The organism is Prosthecobacter sp., assembly GCF_046154365.1.
In the GTDB taxonomy this organism is placed as follows: domain Bacteria; phylum Verrucomicrobiota; class Verrucomicrobiia; order Verrucomicrobiales; family Verrucomicrobiaceae; genus Prosthecobacter.
Genome location: NZ_JBJXFV010000082.1, coordinates 1 through 19574, shown reverse-complemented (window position 1 = coordinate 19574; position 19574 = coordinate 1). Strand labels below are relative to the sequence as shown.

Below are 19574 nucleotides of genomic sequence, written 5' to 3'. Positions count from 1 at the left end.
TAAGCTTCGATGCCGACTGCGATTCGGACTCTGTCCAGACTCCGTCACCATCGCTATCGTAGCTTTTGAAACGCTTCGCCAAGCCTGGAACGGTAGGGCCGGTGCGTCCGTTGACGCAACTTCACCATGCGCATTTGCCGGATTGTAGCGGTTGCGACCGTTTACAAACGTCCACGAAAGATTCGCTGGTCCAGCACAGCAGCGTGCAGCGCAGCCAGCGGCGCGAGCAGCAGGGCGGTGAGAGTGGCGATGCTGTTGTTCATGGTTCTATTTTTTCCGGTCGGCATTCCGCTTGTCCAGCGCCTGCTGGACAGCACTCGCGACCGACTGACCCAGTGCAGAAAGCTCCGCCGGTGTCTTGAAGTGCACATTACTTCCCTTCCGCCATTCATCAAAAACAGCCGAACTGCGCACTACTTTATTTAAGTCGTTGATGATGATTTCCGGATGCTTGCTCATCACCTCCATGGCCGCTTTGTTAAAGATCAGATCGGCATCGGGCTTGCGCGTTGCCTTTCCTTCCGGGTCGGCGGGAACTGGCGTGGTTGTGCACCAGATCAGTTGGGCTCCCGTCTTTTTGAGGGTCTGAATTTCCAGCTCCAGATTCTTCTTATAGTCTTCGATGTTGACTGCGAAATCGCCCCACACGGCATCCTTTTCATACCCGCGCTGATTCAAATCATGCAGCCCATGGTTGAACTGGATCATATCCCACTGAAATCCCTTTTCCCAGTAAGAGCCCAGCCAGAGATCGATGGAACTCACACCGCGCCCTGTTGACCCGCCGTTCGCTTCGATCCGGTGATAGTTGGCTTTGCCGCGCAAGGCCTCCTTTGCTGACGCATCATAGTTCATGCTGATCGAGTCCCCGATAACCAGGATGCGAGGAAGCGCCGGGTCGTCGCCTTGGCGTGGATCTGGCTTCTCCCTTAGTTCCGCACGGCTTATGAGGAAACGATTGCCAGCATAGTTCCCGAAGATTCTCGCACTCCAATATCCAGACTGCAGGATGTCCGCCTTTACCGACGAGATCATGGCAATTGCCGGTTTCCGGCCCAGAGAAAAGGGAATGTCTCTGCCTTCAAAATGAATCCAACCACTCGTGTGCTTCTTGTCATCGCGATTGGGAGTGAACATTGCCACTAAATGCTTGTCGTCTCGCGTAAAGCCCGTGGCCTTCCTCTCATCGCTAAAGATACTCACCAGTTTAGTTGTAAACGGGCGACCTGCCTTGACCGCATCCACATCCGGTTTCGACATATAATGAAAATCCGCAACGACGGGCCCGCTGATTTTGCTGAAATCATCGACTGGAGCCACCCGGGTGAATTGCGTCTTTTCATCCCAATAGGCCTTCACGCGGCTTTCTCCCTCCTTCATGGTGGGGTCATACGCCGTGGAGGCGATGCCCTCAAAACACTGCTCTGCTGGATCTACCTTGAAAATGGAAACCGTCTCGCCGCTGAGCTGTCTTGGTGCAGTCGCAGCTTGAAGCCCTGCACCAACCTCCGCGCCATGCGCCACTGGCAGGCCTGAGAGCAGCGCAATCGCAGCAAGACCGGCCGCGAAGCAGCCGGGAAAGAGTTTCTTTTGACGTTTCATCGTGTGTTCATCCTTTTGTTATCTTGTTTACCACAGACAGGGGGTTAGCAGCCGATATTCTCTAACGCACTTTCTCCGAGGCGTTCTTGGATTGAAGGTGGACGATCAGCGGCCCAGGCTTCCAGTTTGGTTTGCAATCTCCACGCCGTAGCAACCGAGGTCCGAGAATCCCATGTCATCGGCAAGGATGAGGAGGATGTTGGGATTGGTGGCCGCTCCGAGTGCTGAGCTGATGGCAAAGAGAAGAAGTGTGGCAAAGACGGAGCGCATGGTCCCGCTAGAAACGTCGGTCTTGCGCGAACATCTCAGCAAATGCTATGTCGGATTTGGCAGGTGGCAGCGCTATTCCTTGGGCGCTTTGGTGTTCGGTTTGTTAACGATGATCTGTGCATCGTTCGCCTGCTTCAGACCTGGTGTGCTGCGCCCGTTGGTGATAGTTTGTTCGAGCAGTTTCGTGAGTTGCGCGACGACTTCGGAATGGTCGGCTTGGACGTTCTTCGTTTCGCCGATGTCGGTGCTGAGGTCGTAGAGTTGCACATCCGGTAAGCCTTGTTTATTCGCTTCGGCATCGCCGGGTTTTCCCCAGCCACCGGAGCCGGGGCAGAGCTCCAGTTTCCACTGGCTCTGTCGGATAGCGAAACGACCCGAGATGCTGTGATGCACGACGGCTTCATGGATGGGGGCAGTGGCTCTTCCGAGCAATGCGGGGAGAAGGCTGAGGCTGTCTTCACCAGCGTTGTCGGGAAGTTTTGTGCCGAGGATCTCCGCACACGTCGCCATGAGATCCGTGTGGCAGATGAGTTCGTTGCTTTGTGAGCCAACCTTCACTTTGCCCGGCCAGCGAGCAAAGAATGGAACGCGATGCCCGCCCTCCCAGATGTCCGCCTTGTAGCCGCGACGGTCAGCGCTGGCGAAGTGGCCCTGCGCTGCGAGCTTGTCCACTTTCGCGGCGGGTGAGCAGCCATTGTCACTGGTGAAAAGGACGAGCGTGTTGTCTGCCACGCTTGCTTTGTCGAGTGCCGCGAGCACTTCACCGACAGCCCAGTCGGTCTGCATGACGAAGTCGGCATAGTCGCCGAGGCCGCTTTTGCCCTGCCATTCCTTTGATGGAACGATGGGCGTGTGTGGCGAGTTCAGCGGCAGGTAGAGAAAGAACGGCTGCCCCGTCTTGCTGCGCTCGGCGATGTAGTCGCTGCTGCGCTTCACCAGCGCTGGCAGGATGTCCACGGGTTCGATGATTTGCGTGACGCGATCATTCTCAAACACGGACTTCATCATTCGTGCGTGATGGAAGCCAAAGAACTCGTCGAAACCTCGCGTCACTGGGCCATCGTGCGTGATCGCGCCCGTCGGTGCGCCTTCGCCTTTTTCTTTTTTGCCGCTCTTCTTGTTAGCGCCCTCAATGGTGTAGCCGAGATGCCATTTGCCGATGATCGCGGTGTGATAGCCATTTTGCTTCAGCAAACCCGGCACCGTGAGTCTATCCGCCGCGATGAGTGGCTCGACATAGCCATCGAGCACACCCGACTGCAAACTTGAGCGCCATGCGTAGCGACCCGTGATGACACCATAGCGTGTCGGGGTGCAGACAGACGAGCCGCTGTGAGCATCGGTGAAGGTCATGCCCTGCGCCGCTAGCTTGTCGAGGCACGGCGTCTTGATCTTGCCACGCTCAGGATTGAGGCACTGCACATCTCCATAACCGAGATCATCAGCGAGGATGTAGATGATGTTGGGTTTCGTCTCTGGCACACCAGCGGCATGAAGCGGTGCGGTGAGGAGTGCCGTGAGGATCGTGAGGGTGAGTTTCATAAAGAACTTACTTCGTGAGCTTCGCCTTCTTCTTTGGAGTGACTGCGCGCGGGTAGCGCACTACCTCGACATCGTTCTTTTGCGAAGCGCCGGGCGTGCTGCGGCCGTCGGTGATGAGTTTTTCGAGCAGTGCCTTCATCTCGGTCACTTTTTCCGGCATCGCGGCAGCAAGGTTCTTGGTTTCACCGAGGTCGTCCGCGAGGTTGTAGAGCTGCACGGGCTGCGATTGGTCGCCGCCTTTGCCCTTGCCGCCGGAGCCAGGTGCAGGGATGTATTTCCAGGTGCCGCTGCGGAGGGCGGGTATGCCGCTGGCGGCGGCGCTGACGGCGTTTTCGCGGATGGGTTTGTCCTCGCCTTTGAGCAAGGGCACGAGGCTGAAGCTGTCTTCACCGGCGGTGTCGGGCAGCTTCACGTCGAACACATCAGCGAAGGTGCGCATGAGGTCGGCTTGATAGACGAGTTGGTTGCAAACACTGCCCGCTTTCGCCACGCCGGGCCAGCGCACCATGAAGGGCACACGATGTCCGCCTTCCCAGGCGTCAAACTTATAGCCACGCAAGGGACCGCTTGGATAGTGACCCATCTTTTCGAGATCCTCGACGCCGATGTAGGGAGCGCAGCCGTTGTCAGCAGTGAAGACAACGATGGTGTTGTCCGCCGCTCCGCTTTTCTCCAAAGCATCAAGCACGCGACCCACGACGGCATCGGTCTCCATCACGAAATCGGCGAAGAGATTGAGCTTACTCTTACCCTGCCACTCCGGATTCACCGCGAGTGGTGTGTGTGGCGACGTGAGCGGCATGTAAACAAGGAAGGGCTCCTTCTTCTGCACGGACTCGTCGATGAACTTGATCGTGCGATCACCAAGTGCAGGCAGGATGCCTTCGAGTTTCCAACCCTTGAGCGCCGGGCCCTGCTTGCTTGCTTGATGATTGATCAAATACTCACGCGACAGGAACTCACTGGGAATACCGAGTGTGTGATCGTTTTCGATGAAGCAAAACGGTGGCCAGTTTGGAACGTCTGTGCCGAAGTAGAGATCAAAGCCGCGTGTGCTCGGACCACCACCGATGGGCTTGGAGAAGATGTCATGCCACGCCGCGATCTGCTTCTCGGTGGCCACGGCATTAGCAGCGGCGGCTTTTTTGTTGGCCTTGCTCGCTTCATCGGCGGGCTGCCTCAAAGGCGAGAGCATCGAACGCTCTTCCTTCGTGATCGACCAATCCCAACCCAGGTGCCATTTGCCGATACACGCGGTTCGATAGCCCTGCTGCTTTGCCAGCGTGCCGATGGTCATGCGATCCGGCGCGATCAAAGGCTCGCCAAACTCTCCGACGATGCCGCTCTGCAATTTCGTCCGCCAATGATAGCGCCCCGTGAGCAAGGTGTAGCGCGAAGGCGAACACACGCCTGACGATGAGTGTCCATCCGTGAAACGCATCCCCTGCGAAGCGAGCCTGTCGATGTTCGGCGTGGGGATCTTCCCGCGTTCGGGATTGTTGCACTGCACATCACCGAAACCGAGGTCGTCGGCGAGGATGACGATGATGTTAGGTTTTTGTGCGTTAGCGGCGTGCTGCAGCAGCAGGGTGATGAGGAGTATGAGTGTTTGTTTCATTGGCATTTTTCAGAATTTGGCTGCCGTTCATATTCCGCTGTTCGGTCTTGGCATTTTCCTTTGTTTATTCCGAAGCTTTAATCCGCTCGGCAAGCGCCGCGCGTTGTTTAGTCGCAAGGTTCAGCGTGAAGCTGCGGTTCATGAGATCCTTGGCCTCCGGGTCATAAGCCGGGTTTTTCTGCGGCATCTGCGCTTTCATTTCATCGAGCAACCGCGACAGATACTCATCAAGGGTGCGCACCCGGTCCGGCATTGCGGCAGACAGATCGTGCTGTTCGAATGGATCCTCCGCCAGATTGTAGAGCAGGTGGCGACCGGTCTCGTCATTGTAGAACCGGATCAGCTTCCAGCCGTTCTCGACTAGGACGGAGTTCGGCCCCGTGGCATGGGTGTAGTGCGGGAAATGAAAAACGAGTGGGCGCTCGGGCAGCTTGCCGCTTCCGGACAGGAGCGGCAACAGGCTGACACCATCGGTATGCTGCTGCGGCATCATCGGCAGTCCGGCAGCCGCAAGAAAGGTCGGATAGAAGTCCATCCCGATCACGCGCTGCGGACACGACGTGCCGGGCTTGATCACGGCTGGCCAGCGGATGACCAGCGGCACGCGCATGCCGGCCTCGAACGGAAAACTCTTCCCACCCATCAACGGGTAGTTCGACGTAGGACCGGGCGACAGCCCGCCGTTGTCCGAGGTGAAAACGACCATGGTGTTTTCGGCCAGGCCTTCCTGCTCGAGCGCGTCCATGACCCGGCCGACGCTTTGGTCGAGGCTTTCGACCAAGGCCGCATATTTCGGATTGTTTTGATCTGTCTTCCTGGCGTTGTCATAGGAGGCGGCCAGCTCAGGCTTCGCCTGCAGTGGGCCATGCACCAGGTAATGGGAAAGCACGACATGAAACGGGTGCGACTTGTGGCTGTGGATGAATTTGACCGCTTCATCAGTCAACACATCCGCGAGGTAGTCGTCCGGCTTCAGGTCTGGCAGGTTTGCCAGTGTACCAGGCTCATAGCTTTTGCCCCAATGACCTCGGGTGTGGCCGCCAGCTTCGGGCAGACGGAACCCTTGCCCGTGTTGAAATCCGCGATCGGTGGGATGGTAACCGGCAAATTCCCCGCAATGCCACTTGCCGAAAAATCCGGTGACGTAGCCAGCACCCGCTAGCACTTGGGCGAAGGTGGTTTCACTCTTCGGGAGCGCGTGGCGCTGCGGTGCTTCCAGATACTGGTTTGTCCCGCGCTGCCTCTTGCTGCGATCAAACAATCGGTCGTCCGGACCTTCGCCGCCGCCCCAAACCGTGGTGAGCGCTGTGCGCGCGGGATTCTTTCCGGAGTAAATCGCCCCGCGCGACGGACTGCATACGCAGGCCGCCGAATAAGCCTGGGAGAACTGCATCCCTCCGCGCGCCAGCCGGTCAATGTTCGGTGTGCGAAAAAACGTGCTGCCAGCATACCCAACGTCCTTCCAGCCCAGATCATCGACGAGGATGAAGATGATGTTGGGTTTAGGTGTCTGAACTGCGGCTCGTCCAGCGATGGGAGCTAGCAACAATGCGGCAAAGAGAGCGAGGGTGAGTTTCATGGGATGGGGAAATGTTATTGGTTGCTGCCTTCAGGCTTGAATGCTGACGGCTATTCGGACTTTGTCCAGACTCCGTCACCATCGCTATCGTAGCTTTTGAAACGCTTCTCCAAACCTGGAACGGTCGGGCCTGTGCGTCCGTTGAGAAATTCCGGCAAGGTGACTTTGCCGTCTTTGTTGACGTCGCGCAGCTCGAAGAGGTCCGCAGGGGATGATGCGGTGGCCTTGCTGGCTTCCTTGGGTTCAGCGGATTTCTTCATCTTCCTTTTCTTGGGCTTGCCTTCCCCTTCATCTTCTTCTTTCGCATCCGAAGGCTCGGGTGCGGGTTTGCCGTCGAGGTAGAAGTCATAATACTCCTCCCAAGTCTTGGCCATGGGGCGGAGGTTGATTCCGGGGGGCTGTAGTTCAGCGGCCCAGGCTTCAAGTCTGGTGCGCAATCTCTTCCCGAGTTCGGGCTGCTGCTCGAGCTGGCTGTGTTTCTCTCCAGGATCCACTTCGAGATCGTAGAGATAGCTGCGCTGACCGCCGACGAGCAGCTTCCATTTGCCTTCGCGAATCGCGGCCTGCGCTTCCCAGCGCCAGAACAGCGCCTCATGCGGCGCGCCTTTGGCTTCACCGGTGAAATAGGGGATCACATTCACGCCATCGAGCAGTGGATCATGCGGCAGCCCTGCGAGCGCGACCGCGGTGGCCCCGACATCAAGAGAGATCACGGGTTGCGTGTAAACTTGTCCCGCAGGGATCCGGCCCTTCCAATACGCGATCCATGGCTCGCGAATGCCGCCTTCACTGAGCATGCCCTTCTCGCCATTCATCGGAAAGTTGAGCGATCCATCCCAGCCGGCACCACCACCGGGAGCGTCTTCTTGAGTGATCTTCAGTGGGGCTCCATTGTCGCCCATGAAGAAGATGAGCGTGTTTTCTTCGAGTCCGTTCTCACGCAACGTTTCCATCACTTGCCCCACGCCGTCGTCCACGCAGGACATCATGGCGAGGCACTGCCGCCGACGTTCGGGCATCTCACCAGGGAAACGATCCAGGTATTTCTTCGTCGCATCCAGTGGCACATGCGGTGCGCGATACGCGAGATAGAAGAAGAACGGCTCCGCCTTGTGCCGCTTGATGAACGCGCAGGCCGCCGAGCTGTTAGCCTCCAGATGATACTCTGGACTGTCGATGTTCGAGCCAGGAAGGGTCTTGCCATTGAGATCAAAGTTCGCCCACGCCTTGCCGCCCGTGCCTTGGTTGCAATACACGTCATCGAAGCCATGCGTGGTGATCTCGTTCGTGGGTCCGAGATGCCACTTGCCGGTCATGCCGGTGGCGTAACCCGCCGCTTTGAGGCGCGAAGCAATGGTTTTTTGCGCATCAAAGCCCTCCAGCGAGTCGCCGTTGCTTTCCACCTGAAAGCGACACTGGTTACGCCCAGTGTTCAAGCCCGCGCGCGATGGCACACACTGCGGCGCGGTGATATAACCGTTCGTGGCCAGCAGCCCGCCTTTGGCCAAAGCGTCGAGGTTCGGCGTGCGGATGTCCTTTCGGATGCCCTGGGCACCGAGGTCGGCCCAGCCGAGATCATCGCAAAAAACGACGATGACGTTGGGCTTGTCCGCAGCCTTGAGAGAAGGGCAAAGGACGGCAAAGAGAAGGCTAAGGAGGAGTGAGGTTCGGATCATATCGATGAGGTCATTCGGACGTTATACCTTCCATCCATCACGCGCTGCAGGGCCCTGCATCAGGGCGGTGGCTTCTTCATCGCCGATGATGCTGCGGGTCTTTGGATCGATGGTGAGATTCCGATTCACGTGCAGGGCGATGTTGCCGAAGTGCATCGTTTCGGTGAGGCGACCGCCGTAAGCGAAGTTGGAGCGGCAGGTTTCCTGGCCTTTGATGGTGAGCAGCCAGTTGTCCCAGTGGCTGGAGCGTTTGAGGTTCACCTTGGGCAAGCCAGTGGCGAGTTCCTGCATTTTCACCTCAGGAATGACTCTTGGTGTGCCAGCGTGGGTGCCCATGAGGACGGTGGCTTTGCTGCCGTGAATGAGCGTGCCGCCATCGGGGAAGGCGCGCGCGGCGTCGAGTTCCTGCGGGCGTTTCAGGGCATGATCTTTGCCGTGATACCAATGCAGCTTGAACTCACCGCGAGTGGCACTGGCGGGGAAGGTGTAGGTGATCTTGACGGTTGATGGGAACGAGAGCTTGCTCGGTCCTGTTGATTCAATCTCGACGCGGCTGGGGCAGTCGAGACCCCAGACGTGATACGGTGCGTCCATGTTGTGACAGGCCCAGTCGCCAAGTGTGCCATTGCCAAACTCGAACCAGCCGCGCCATTTCGCAGGCAGGTATTTGGAGCTGTGAGGCACCATCGCGGCGGGACCCACCCATTGATTCCAATCAAGTCCTGCGGGCACCGGCTCCTCTGCTGGGCGCGCGTTGGTGTGGCTCCACATCGGACCCGCCCAGCAGTGCGCCTCATTCACATCGCCGAGGATGCCAGCTTTCACCCACTCCTCCAGCATGAGAATGCCGCCGCCGGAGTGGCCTTGATTGCCCATCTGACAGGCCAGATTAGTTTGCTTTTCCAAGGCCATCAAATCACGCGCTTCACCGATGCTATGGGTGAGCGGTTTCTCCAAGTAGATCGGCTTTCCGGCGAGCATGCAGGTCTTGCCGTTGAAGTGATGCGTGTGGTCCGGTGTGGAGATGATCACGCCGTCGATGCTCTTGCCATGCTGATCGAGCATCTTGCGGAAGTCGGAGACAAAGGGCACGCTGGGATTGGCCTTGCGCGCCTCGGCAGCGCGATTTTCATCCACGTCAGCAAAGGCGGCGAAGTTCACCATGTCATTCTGCTGAAGGCTCTGGACGGCGTGCCAGCCTTTGCCACCCGCTCCGACAAAGGCGATGTTGAGCTTCTCATTGGCTCCGAAGACGGAGCGCGGGAGGATTTGGATTCCGGCGAATGTGGCAGATGATTTAGTGAGGAAGTGACGACGATTGAGCATGGCTAGATGGGTGAAGAATGGTGGACAGGGATTAACGGGATGGTTTGTCGTTACTCCGTCGCCTTGCCGCCGCGCACGGTGAAAGGCTGGTCGTTGTCCTTGGTGAACGTGCGCCACGTCGTGAATTCCTTTCGAAGGAGCGCGAGCGTCTCAGCGTGCTCCGCTTCGTTGATGAGGTTCTTCACCGCCCACGGATCGGCGTCGAGGTCGTAGAGTTCTTCGCGGGGTGCATCAGCCATGCAGAGCTGGCGCAGCAGTTCGTAGGGCAGCGGTTGATCGTCTTTGTGGCGGACCGTTTCGTCGTGCAAATCAATGCTGTATTGCGGACCAGGGTCGCCGTATTCGCCATTGCCACTGCCGATGGAGAGCGCCTGTTCCACGGGGCCGTGGAAGGTGTCCTGATACACATTGCCAATGTAGTAGAAACGTCCGTCGCACACGGCGCGGGCTTTGGTGGGCTTCTGACCTTTGGGCGCGGAGGCGAGGCCGCCGTTCGTCTCGGTCATGATCGTCTCGCGGTCGGGCAACGCGTCCGCTTTGCCGGACAGGATCGGCCAGAGCGATTTCGCGTGGCAGACCGGCTGCGGCGCAATGCCGAAGGCTTCGAGGAACGTGGGATTGAAATCCATCTGCGAGATCGGCGCGGTCACCGTGCGTCCGGTCTTGATGCCGGGGCCTTTGATGTAACACGGCACCTGCGTTCCCGCCGGATACACGCTCGTCTTGCCGCGTGCGTAGCCGATGCCGTGATCGCCCGTGAAGACGACGATCGTATTGCCCGCCTGACCGCTGGCTTCGAGCTTCTTCAGCATCTCGCCGACGAACTCATCAATGTTGCGCACGCACGAGTAATACTGCGCGAGGTCCACGCGCGCCGCGGGAGTGTCTGGCAGCCACGGCAACATTTGAATCGCAGCGGGGTCCACATCCTTCGGCGCGGAGTTGCGGTCCTTCGGGTTCACCAGCTTGCTTTGCACATGCTTCCACCACGGCGCATGAGTGTCGCCGGGATTGCACCAGAACAGCCACGGCTTGTCGCCCGCAGCCTTGATGACCACATCGAGATCGCCGGTGCCGACGAAAGCGTCATACGGGAAGTTCCGCGCAGGCTGCTGATGCAGTTTGCCCGAGAGTGCGCAAAACACGCCGCGCTCCTTGAGCATCTGCACGAGGTTCGGGATGCCTTCATGCATACCGCCTGCGGCGAGGAAGGTGGGATCGTTCGCCTTGGTAATCGGATCAGGTAGCGGGATCCATTTCTCCGGCCCACCGAGCTTCGGGTGGGTGTTGTGGCAGTTGCGCCAGATGCCGTTCATGTGCGGCAGCAGCCCGCTGTAGATCGCCGACTTGCTGGGCGAGCACACACTCTGTCCGCAGAACGTGCGCGTGAAGTTCACACTGCTAGCGGCGAGCGCATCGAGGTTGGGCGTCTGCAAGCCTGGGATGCGCGAGTTCGGCTCACGCGCCGCCCGTTCGCTGGTGTAGTAGCCGAGGTCCTCGACGTAGATGAAGAGGATGTTTGGCCTTATCTCAGCGGCGGCGGAGGCGGTGAGCGTCGCAGCGATGAGCGAGGTGAGGATCAGGAGTGATCTGTAAAGTCTCATGACGGGAGGAGCGCAATGTTGGCCTTTAAATCAGCAGTGGCCGAGCAGCAGAGAACGGCGGGTGCGACAAGGATAGGGGTCTTGCATTTCATGTTGGGATTTCTTGAGGCCGAACGGGGTTCACTTTGCCTTCTTGCGCGCATTGGCTCGCTTGGGTTGCGTTAGCGTTGCCGTCGTCGGATCGACGTAGGGCGGCTTGTAAAAGGCGTCGGTGAGGCGCGGGTCATTCGTCTTTTCTAGCACGGCCATGAGTCGCGCGGAAAGTTTCGCCCTGACATCAGCCATGGCGGATTCAGCGGCGAGATTGTGCATCTGATCCGTATCGTTTTTCAGATCGTAGAGTTCCTCCGCCGGACGTTTGGCATAGGCCAGATCGTAGAGCGGCTTGGCCGCCGTTTCCTCACGATGGGCCACCATCCAGGCGACGGTGCCGCTGCCTTGCGGATTCGCATCGCCGCCAGGGCCTTTGTCGCTGTAGGGATCGCCGCAAGGCCAGCGGTCGGGTTTGAAGTTGCGGATGTAAAGATAGTCCGCCGTGCGGATGGCACGCATGGGGTAAGGCATGAAATCCGGGCGGGTGCCGGCCTCGTGGCGTTCGCGACCGACGACAACATGATCGCGTGACAGGTCGATGATGCCTGATTTTTCCGATTGCAGCAGTGGTAGCAGCGAACGCCCGTCCATCCCTGCTGGCGGCGTGATGCCCGCGGCCTCAAGCCAAGTCGGGGCGAGATCGATGTGTCCGACGAAGTCATCCACGACGCGGCCCGGCTTCGCGATGCCAGCGGGCCAGTGAATCATGAGCGGTGCATGCACGGCGATGTCGTAGCAGTGTGTCTTGCCACGCGGCATGTTCACGCCGTTGTCGCCGGTGAGGACGAGCATGGTGTTGTCGAGTTCACCGGCATTTTGCAATTCATCGAGCATGACGCCGACTTCCAAGTCGAGCGCCAGCACTTCACCGAGTGAGTCCGCGTAGTCTTCACGGGCTTCGGGCACGTCGGGAATGAACGCGGGCATCTTGCCTTTCAGCGCATCGGGATCGATGCCCCACAGCTTCCTGCCGGAGCCGTCCGCAAAAGGCCGATGCGTGCCGATCGGACCGAGCACATGACAAAAGGGCTGGCCCGGTTTGCGCGTGGAGAGAACTTTTTGCATCACGTCGCGCACGACTTGCTCGAAAACCTTGGCGGTCTCGTCGTGTCCGAGGCGCTGCTTCCTCGCATAGAGGCTGAACCGCAGCCCGTCGCCTCCGAGCGGGATGCGCGGCGGGCGCTGGTCCAACTCCAGCGCCTTCCCTGAGATCGATGTCTTGTAACCTGCCTCTTGCAGCAGTGCGCCGAAGCGCGGAAGCGCGTCGCCTGGGTTCGGCGTCTTGTTGATCTCCCAACCTGGGTCCGGCTGAAGGAACGCATCCTTGCCGCAACGCCAGAAATAGGAACCCGTGGCCATCGAAGCACGGGAAGGCCCGCACGACGACACACCCATGAAGGCATGGCGAAAGAGCACGCCCTCACGCGCAACGCGGTCGATGTTCGGCGTCTCGATGACATCATTCACGCTGGGGTGCGCCGGATCGCGATAACAACTCGCATTGCGGCCCCAATCGTCGGCGAGGAAGAGGAGGATGTTGGGTTTTGCGGCGGGCGTGGCATGAAGTTCGGCCAGTGAGGCGAATGTCAGCGCGGATAGAAAGGCGAGAGTCAGTCTCATGGGGCGCAAAAGGGCTCAGATTTGTTTCTTCGGCTTCGCGGCGGCTTTGGCCTTGCCTTTGCGTGGCTGCGTCCGGGCCTCGTCTATCGGCAGTCGCTTCTCGCCAACGCTGACGGACCACTCGCGCAGCATCGCGCGATGGCGCTCGATCTCGGCGATGAGGGAGGTTTCGGCGATGAGGTTCTTCATCTCATAGGGATCACTGCGCAGTTCGAAGAAGGCTTCCTCGTCGTCGGTGGAGAGCATGTATTTGAAGTGATCCGTGCGCACCATGCGGTGGCCGGTGCCGACCCGACTTTCCGGCGGGCCGACGCATTCCGTGATGACGTAATCGCGCACTGTCGAGTCGGGTGCATTCATGATCGGGCGCAAAGTTTTGCCCATGAGCTGCGGCGGTGCCGTGGCTCCTGCAAAGTCGATGATCGTCGGGAACACATCGAGCGACGACACCAGCGCCTCGCTCTTCGCGCTTTTCACCGGCAGCAGCGGCGAGTGGATGAACATCGGCACGCGCACCGATTCCTCGTGCATGGTGATCTTGTTCCCGAGGCCGTGATTGCCGAGGTGATAGCCGTTGTCGGAAAGGAACATGATGATCGTATTCTCATAGAGACCGGCGGCTATCATTTGCTCCACGAGCGTGCCGACTTGTTCATCGAGCATGCTCACGTCGCCGTAGTAGGCCTTGATGACCTCCTTCATGGCCTCCGCCGAGCGCGGTGGGCCGCAGGTCTGGCCAGCAGGTGCGTTCTTATAGATCGAGAGCTTTCCATCGCGGAAGCCGATGTCGCCAGGAGCCGCTTGATTGAAGAAGCTCTGCATCGGCGGCGATTCCATCCAGTTCGGATCAAGCGTGATGACGCTGTCCTTGTAAAGGTCTTTGAATCGCTGCGGCGCGGTGTAGGGCACATGTGGATTGTGCGGCGTCAGCCAGAGAAGGAACGGACGCTCCGACTTTGACTCGCGTTCCAAGAACTTAGCCGCCTCCGCAAACGTCTCTTCGTCATTGGCGGCCTTGATCTCACGACCTTCAGCAAAGCCGAACGTCGTCGGCTCACCCAAATGCGACTTCCCATACAGCGCGGTGTGATACCCCGCCTGCCCCAGCACCATCGGCAAAGTCACGAAGCGCTTCTCCTCCACCACGCTCTTCTTGAACCCCGCTGAAGCCAAAGCGACCGAGCCATGCTGCTGAGGAAACATGCCCGTGTAAATGCTCGCCCTGCTCGCCACGCAAATCGGTGAAGCCACAAATGCGCGATTCAACCGCAGCCCCTCCATCGCCAGCCGGTCGAGATTCGGCGTCTTTACCACCGGGTTGTTGTAACCAATGGCGCGGTAAGTTTGATCATCGGTGAAGATGACGACGAAGTTCGGCTTCTTTTCAGCGTGGAGCGGAGAGCAAAATGCAAACAGAGCGGTAAGCAGAAGACGGCGCATGGTGCCGCGTGAAACGAAGCCCGCGCATAAAGATTCCAGCAAATGCTGGGGCGTCTTTGGCAGTGTGACGCTGAACGCGTTTGAAGTCGGACGAACGTTAAAAGCCGGATTCCTCACTATGCTGTGCCCCGCCCCCAGGTGGAGTCCAAGCGAGGCTTCGCGCTGCCGGCGTCTTTGCCAAATGACGAGAGGAAAAAGAGTCGTTTCATGATTAATCGCGTGGTAAAACGTGGCCTTCACACAAAACCTGCCAGCAAAAGCGGTGTCCGATCTGGCCGCATGCAAAATGCACGCCGCACGCCCGTTCTACGCTTTGCTGTTCCTTATCACACTCATCATGCGCTGCATCGTTCTCTTCTTCGCTCTCGTCACTTCGTTGTCTGCCCAGCAGGCGCCCTATGATGTCTTCCCGCCTGCCGAGGCACCTTATTACCGCGTTCGCTACGAAGCATCGACGAAGCCGGGTGAACTGATCTTCCCGGTGAACTACACGATCTGGGTGCCGCCGGGTGTGCAGGCAGTGCGCGGCGTGATCGTGCATCAGCACGGCTGTGGTGAGGGATCGTGCAAATCGGGTCTCACGGGGGCTTTTGATCTGCACTGGCAGGCATTGGCGAAGAAGCACGACTGCGCCTTGCTCGCGCCATCGTATGAGCAGCCAGAGAAAGCGGACTGCCAGATGTGGTGTGATCCGCGCAATGGCTCCAGCGCCGCCTTTCAGAAATGCCTCGTCGATCTCGGGGCGAAAAGCGGCCATCCCGAACTCTCCAAGGTGCCGTGGGCACTGTGGGGTCACAGTGGCGGCGGCCATTGGGCAGGCGGCATGGTTTTGATGCATCCTGAGCGTGTCGCGGCGGCGTGGTTGCGTTCCGGCGTGCCTTTGTTGAAAGCGAATCCTGATCGCTCGACCATCAAGACACACGCCATTTCCGCTGCCGCACTCGGCGTGCCGATGATGTGCAATCCAGGCACGAAGGAAGGCGTCACCGTCAAAGAAGGCCGCTTCGCTGGGGTGTGGCCGGCGAATGAGGACTTCTTCACCACGGTGCGCGGAAAAGGAGGTCTCATCGGCGTGGCGGTCGATCCGCTCACCTCGCACGAGTGCGGCAATCAGCGCTACATGGCGATCGCGTGGCTCGACGTATGCCTCAGCACTCGTTTGCCGAAAAACAGCGGTGATCCGCTCAATGCAATGCCCACCGGTGGGGCATGGCTCGCTCCCTTGCTCGGCACCGAAGCCGTGCCTGCCGCTAAGTTTGCCGGAGACAAAATCAAGGCCCTGTGGCTGCCAAACGAGGCCATCGCCAAATCCTGGATGCATTACGTCCAAGACACCGCCATCCCCGACCGCACACCGCCACCAGCGCCGACAAATCTCCACGTCAAAGGCAACGATCTCACCTGGGAAGCTGACGCTGACCTCGAAAGCGGCCTCGCTCACTTCATCATTGAGCGCGACGGGCAACAGATCGCCACCGTGCCTGAAAAGCCTACGAATCCCTTTGGCCGCCCGATTTTCCAGGGATTGCAATACAGCGACACGCCATCCAATCCGCTCGTGAAGATGGCCTTCACCGACACGAAGTCAGAGTCAGGCAAGAAACACGTGTATCGCGTGATCGCGGTAAACACGACCGGCTTGAAGTCGAGGTAAGCACTGACCGCATGCCCTTATGGTCACGGCAGTTCCACCCGTACTCGGTAAAACGTTCGCATGGACTCGCACGCTTGCTGGAACATGTGCGGCTGATCGGAGGTTATAGTGGTCGTTTGTTCGACCGGCGTCCAGGTGGTGGGATCCATGTCGTTCGTCGTAGAAGAGTGCGAGCCGCGATGATGCGGGCTTGCAGGCGGATTGTTGCCAAAGCCGCAAACGTAGCTCCTGCCCGCTGGATTCGCGCCGAGCGCATACGCGATCTGCGTGCGTGCAAAGATGCTGAAGCGGCCATTCGGGTCACGCACTCGATCCGCATAAACCAAAGCGCAGAAGGCCGTGTTCGCCGCATAGCGCAGGGAGCTCCATTGATCTCGCCAAGCCCGTCCGCCGAGTGTTGATGGCGCTTTTTGGCCGTTCACGCCGATGCTCCAATAGTCCAGCCAACGCTCCGTATCCGTACGATACACGGCAGCGCCATCCAGCGCCGCAAGCAGGATGTAGCAGCCGAAACCCTTGTCGTCCCACGACAGCCCCCACTGATACGAATGATTGCCCGCACCACCGCTGGAGAGCGCGTTGTATTCATGAAGGTGTGCCTTATGGTTTCAGTAACGCAGGGGCACGGAAAACCTTCTCCAACGCCTTGATCCGTGCATCGTTCGGCTTTCCATCCGCACCGAGCGTGGGCTGGAGCCAGCCGCCTTCGTCGTGCTCGTTCCAGGCGTAGAGGATGATGGCATTGGCGGGATTGAGATCGCGATTGGCTTTTGTCCATTCCATGGCTGCACGGACATGCGCGGCGATTTCATCCGGCGTGGCAGTGGTGGCGTCGATGAGTGGTTTTTGCTGCGCGAGCGGTGTGGGATCGGGTGTGGCTTTGACCCATGAGCACCACGATGGCGGGCGCTCCTGGCGCGGGCGTGTGTCCCAGCCTGCGGTGGCAAAGGTGATGCATGGAGTGCGCTCCCGCTTCCATTTATCCCACAGTTTCTCGCTGACGTGATGTGACGTGAGCCGCGAATAGGTTTCGGGATCGGTCGTGTAGCCTTTGCCTGCACAGGCATATTCGGAGATGGCATCAAAGCCGAGTGCCTTGCGGTCTTTTTCAACCTCCCAGCCCATGAGCACGAGATACGGTGCCTTGAGGCCTGCGGCGATGCTTTGACGCTTCAACTCATCCCACTCGGCTTTACCGAGCTTGTTCGTTTTCGCGTTTAAACACAGCAGCGGTCGGCCATCGAGCACCGTTTGGTAATCGGGAGATCGAAAGTGCTCCACGAGCTTGCTCCAGGCCTTCGTGCCCGCTTTGTCGATTCGCCCACCTTCCTCGACGAGGCAGTAGCGAATGCCTTTTTTGTCCTTTGCATCGAGATAGCGCTTCAAACCAATGCTCATGCCTGGCGCTTCGTCGAGATAGTCCAGAAAGGCCCAGTAGTTCAGTCCCGCCTGGGCCGCATACGCGATCTCCTGCTCCATGATGACCTGCGAGTCGCCATTGATGCCTGCCTTGCCCTCGCTCCCGATTTGAGCGAACCACGGCAGGCGAAAATGATACTTCGGTTGCCCCAAAGAATGCTCTACCTCATTCACCACGCCGCCATCGCCATACCAGCCGTCCCAGCGAATCGCACCGACGATGGGGGCTTCATCAGCCGCATGCGATGCGGCGAACGAGGTCAATAACAGTGCGGCGAGAATATGGACGGAGAGAGTGTTATTCATTGGTAGGCGAAACGTGAGCCTGGCACAAACATACCAGCAAATGCTGTGTCGGATTGTGCAGGGCTAAGTATGGGACGCGTTCATGGCCAGTCGAGTTCCACGAGGGGCAAACCTTGGCGGGCTATGGGGAAGCTAATTTTCGTCCGCACCCAGACGCGGTTGGTGCCGGCATCCGCCACTGGCTTGCCCATGCCATGCGCTAGCAGGTAGGGCGATCCCATGATGTTGATGAATTGGGTGTTGATGACCCAGCCGCCGGTCGCATCAAAAGATTCTGCCTCCACCCAGACAGGCTGAGCGGCGGTGAGGGTTGTCGCATACGCGAGAGCGGTGAGGATGAAGAGCAGTCGAGCTTTCATGGAGGTATAAGAACGAAATCCGAGTGGGTGGTTGTGAGGTGAGAGATGACTCTGGTCGCAGGGGGAAATGAGCGGAACGGAGGGTGGAGTGCATCACGCAAACACTTCAGTCACCGGCACGCCCTTATCCGCCACGGTGAAGGGACGGCCGGAAGGCGAGTGCTCGATGTGTTGCGGGTCGATGCCCATGGCCTGCGCGATGGTGGCGTTGAAGTCCGGCATGGTGACGGGCTTCTCGGCGACGTGTTCGCCGATTTCGTCGGATTTGCCGTGGATGTAGCCGCCTTTCATTCCTGCACCGGCGAGCCACCAGGTGAAGACGCCGGGGTGATGGCCTCGCCCGCCAGTGGCGTTGCTGATTTGCGGTGAGCGTCCGAACTCGGTGGCCATGACGACGAGCGTGCTCGCGAGCAGGCCGCGTTGATGCAGGTCTTCGAGCAGCGCTGCCATCGTTTGGTCCGTGGAGGGTGTCATGTCCTCCATCTGTTTGATTTGGTCGTTGTGCGTGTCCCAATTGTGCGCGTCCTCGACCTCGATGAAACGCACGCCGCTCTCCACGAGCCGCCGCGCGAGCAGGCAGCCTTTGCCAAAGGTGTGCGTGCCATACGCGGCCTGCGTCTTTTTGTCCTCACGCGAAATGTCGAACACCTTCAAGTCCTCGCTCTTCATCAGCGATGCGGCGTCCTGCTGCACTTTCAAATAGGCGGCGGCATCGCGATGCGGCGTCTGTTGCACAAAACGATTGCCCATGGCCTGCGCCACCGCAGTTCGGCGCGCGAAAACTGCCTCGGTCACCTTCGCAGGCAGCGCGGAATTTTGCAGGCCCGCGCCCGGGTCCATAATGGGCAGCGGCGCGAGGTGCGCGGGCATGTAGCCGCTGCGCGGATGCTGCGGACTGCCGTTGATGAGGATGCTGCCCGGCAGCACGGCATTCGCGGAGCCGAGCAGCTTCACCGCCCACGAGCCGAGCGACGGATGCGTGATGGTCGGCGTCATGAAATAGCTCGTGTGCGCGAGGTAGGTGCCGCGATCGTGGATGCCCTGCGTGGAAGTCATCGAGCGCACGAGCGAGACGTGGTGCATCTGTTTCGCCATGCGCGGAAACCACTCCGATATCTGCACGCCATCCGCACTGGTCGCGATGGCCTCCACGCCGCCCATCTCGGGCTTTCCGGGCTTCGGGTCAAAAGTGTCGATGTGCGAAATCCCGCCGCGCATGTATAGAAAAATCACGCTCTTCGCCTTGCCGCCGACTTTGCTCTGCGCTGCTCGCAGCGCGCCGCTCGCAGGCAGCAGACTGACGCCGAAAACGGCCCTGGCAAAACGCTCCACGAAGGCCCGGCGGCCGATGTCTGTGAGGATCGAGTTCATGGGTTGGTGGAAGGTGGGGTCACTGGTTGAAAAGAAACTCCGGCGAGTTCAGCAGCGCCCAGATGATGTCCTGCTCGGGTGTTGCGCTGTCCTTT

Annotated in this window: 14 protein-coding genes and 1 pseudogene; 1 reads left to right on the top strand and 14 read right to left on the bottom strand. The window is 59.2% G+C overall.

The genetic code is table 11. From position 1 onward, the window contains the following. Nucleotides 1–267: 267 nt before the first annotated feature. The 10 genes from ACKVY0_RS10785 to ACKVY0_RS10740 form a co-directional block, all read right to left on the bottom strand. Nucleotides 268–1602 carry an SGNH/GDSL hydrolase family protein gene (locus ACKVY0_RS10785; protein ID WP_409214825.1) on the bottom strand — a complete coding sequence of 445 codons (1335 nt, stop codon included), beginning with the start codon at nucleotides 1600–1602 and terminating at the stop codon, nucleotides 268–270. A 105-nt stretch (nucleotides 1603–1707) separates the two neighbouring features. Next, nucleotides 1708–1872: a hypothetical protein gene (locus ACKVY0_RS10780; protein ID WP_409214824.1), complete on the bottom strand. Its 165-nt coding sequence runs from the start codon at nucleotides 1870–1872 to the stop codon at nucleotides 1708–1710. Between the two features lie 72 nt (nucleotides 1873–1944). Then, a complete protein-coding gene (locus ACKVY0_RS10775; RefSeq protein WP_409214823.1) occupies nucleotides 1945–3414 on the bottom strand; it encodes a sulfatase family protein in 1470 nt (489 codons plus the stop codon). Between the two features lie 7 nt (nucleotides 3415–3421). After that, nucleotides 3422–5032, bottom strand: a complete 1611-nt coding sequence (locus tag ACKVY0_RS10770) for a sulfatase family protein (protein WP_409214822.1) — start codon at nucleotides 5030–5032, stop codon at nucleotides 3422–3424. 64 nt (nucleotides 5033–5096) lie between these two features. Then, nucleotides 5097–6611, bottom strand: coding sequence for a sulfatase (locus tag ACKVY0_RS10765; protein WP_409214821.1), 1515 nt, complete (start codon nucleotides 6609–6611; stop codon nucleotides 5097–5099). Nucleotides 6612–6661: 50 nt separating this feature from the next. After that, a complete protein-coding gene (locus ACKVY0_RS10760; protein ID WP_409214820.1) occupies nucleotides 6662–8287 on the bottom strand; it encodes a sulfatase-like hydrolase/transferase in 1626 nt (541 codons plus the stop codon). A 21-nt stretch (nucleotides 8288–8308) separates the two neighbouring features. After that, complete coding sequence (locus ACKVY0_RS10755; RefSeq protein ID WP_409214819.1) at nucleotides 8309–9613, bottom strand: Gfo/Idh/MocA family protein; 1305 nt, start codon at nucleotides 9611–9613, stop codon at nucleotides 8309–8311. Between the two features lie 50 nt (nucleotides 9614–9663). Beyond that, the gene (locus ACKVY0_RS10750) at nucleotides 9664–11217 is read right to left on the bottom strand and encodes a sulfatase-like hydrolase/transferase (protein WP_409214818.1); all 1554 of its coding nucleotides are present in this window, start codon (nucleotides 11215–11217) and stop codon (nucleotides 9664–9666) included. Between the two features lie 120 nt (nucleotides 11218–11337). Continuing rightward, a complete protein-coding gene (locus ACKVY0_RS10745; protein WP_409214817.1) occupies nucleotides 11338–12930 on the bottom strand; it encodes a sulfatase in 1593 nt (530 codons plus the stop codon). Between the two features lie 15 nt (nucleotides 12931–12945). Next, a complete protein-coding gene (locus ACKVY0_RS10740; protein ID WP_409214816.1) occupies nucleotides 12946–14370 on the bottom strand; it encodes a sulfatase in 1425 nt (474 codons plus the stop codon). Between the two features lie 337 nt (nucleotides 14371–14707). On the opposite strand from ACKVY0_RS10740, the gene ACKVY0_RS10735 reads away from it, so the two are divergent. Next, nucleotides 14708–16024, top strand: coding sequence for a hypothetical protein (locus ACKVY0_RS10735; protein ID WP_409214815.1), 1317 nt, complete (start codon nucleotides 14708–14710; stop codon nucleotides 16022–16024). Between the two features lie 23 nt (nucleotides 16025–16047). Here the strand turns inward: ACKVY0_RS10735 and ACKVY0_RS10730 are convergent. The 4 genes and pseudogenes from ACKVY0_RS10730 to ACKVY0_RS10715 form a co-directional block, all read right to left on the bottom strand. Further along, nucleotides 16048–16596: pseudogene (locus ACKVY0_RS10730) on the bottom strand (glycoside hydrolase family 9 protein); the annotation flags it as partial. Between the two features lie 28 nt (nucleotides 16597–16624). Continuing rightward, a complete protein-coding gene (locus tag ACKVY0_RS10725; protein WP_409214814.1) occupies nucleotides 16625–17749 on the bottom strand; it encodes a glycoside hydrolase family 99-like domain-containing protein in 1125 nt (374 codons plus the stop codon). 80 nt (nucleotides 17750–17829) lie between these two features. Further along, the gene (locus ACKVY0_RS10720) at nucleotides 17830–18108 is read right to left on the bottom strand and encodes a hypothetical protein (RefSeq protein ID WP_409214813.1); all 279 of its coding nucleotides are present in this window, start codon (nucleotides 18106–18108) and stop codon (nucleotides 17830–17832) included. Nucleotides 18109–18201: 93 nt separating this feature from the next. Continuing rightward, entirely contained in the window at nucleotides 18202–19479 is a 1278-nt protein-coding gene (locus ACKVY0_RS10715; protein WP_409214812.1) for a DUF1501 domain-containing protein, read from the bottom strand. Between the last annotated feature and the right edge of the window lie 95 nt (nucleotides 19480–19574).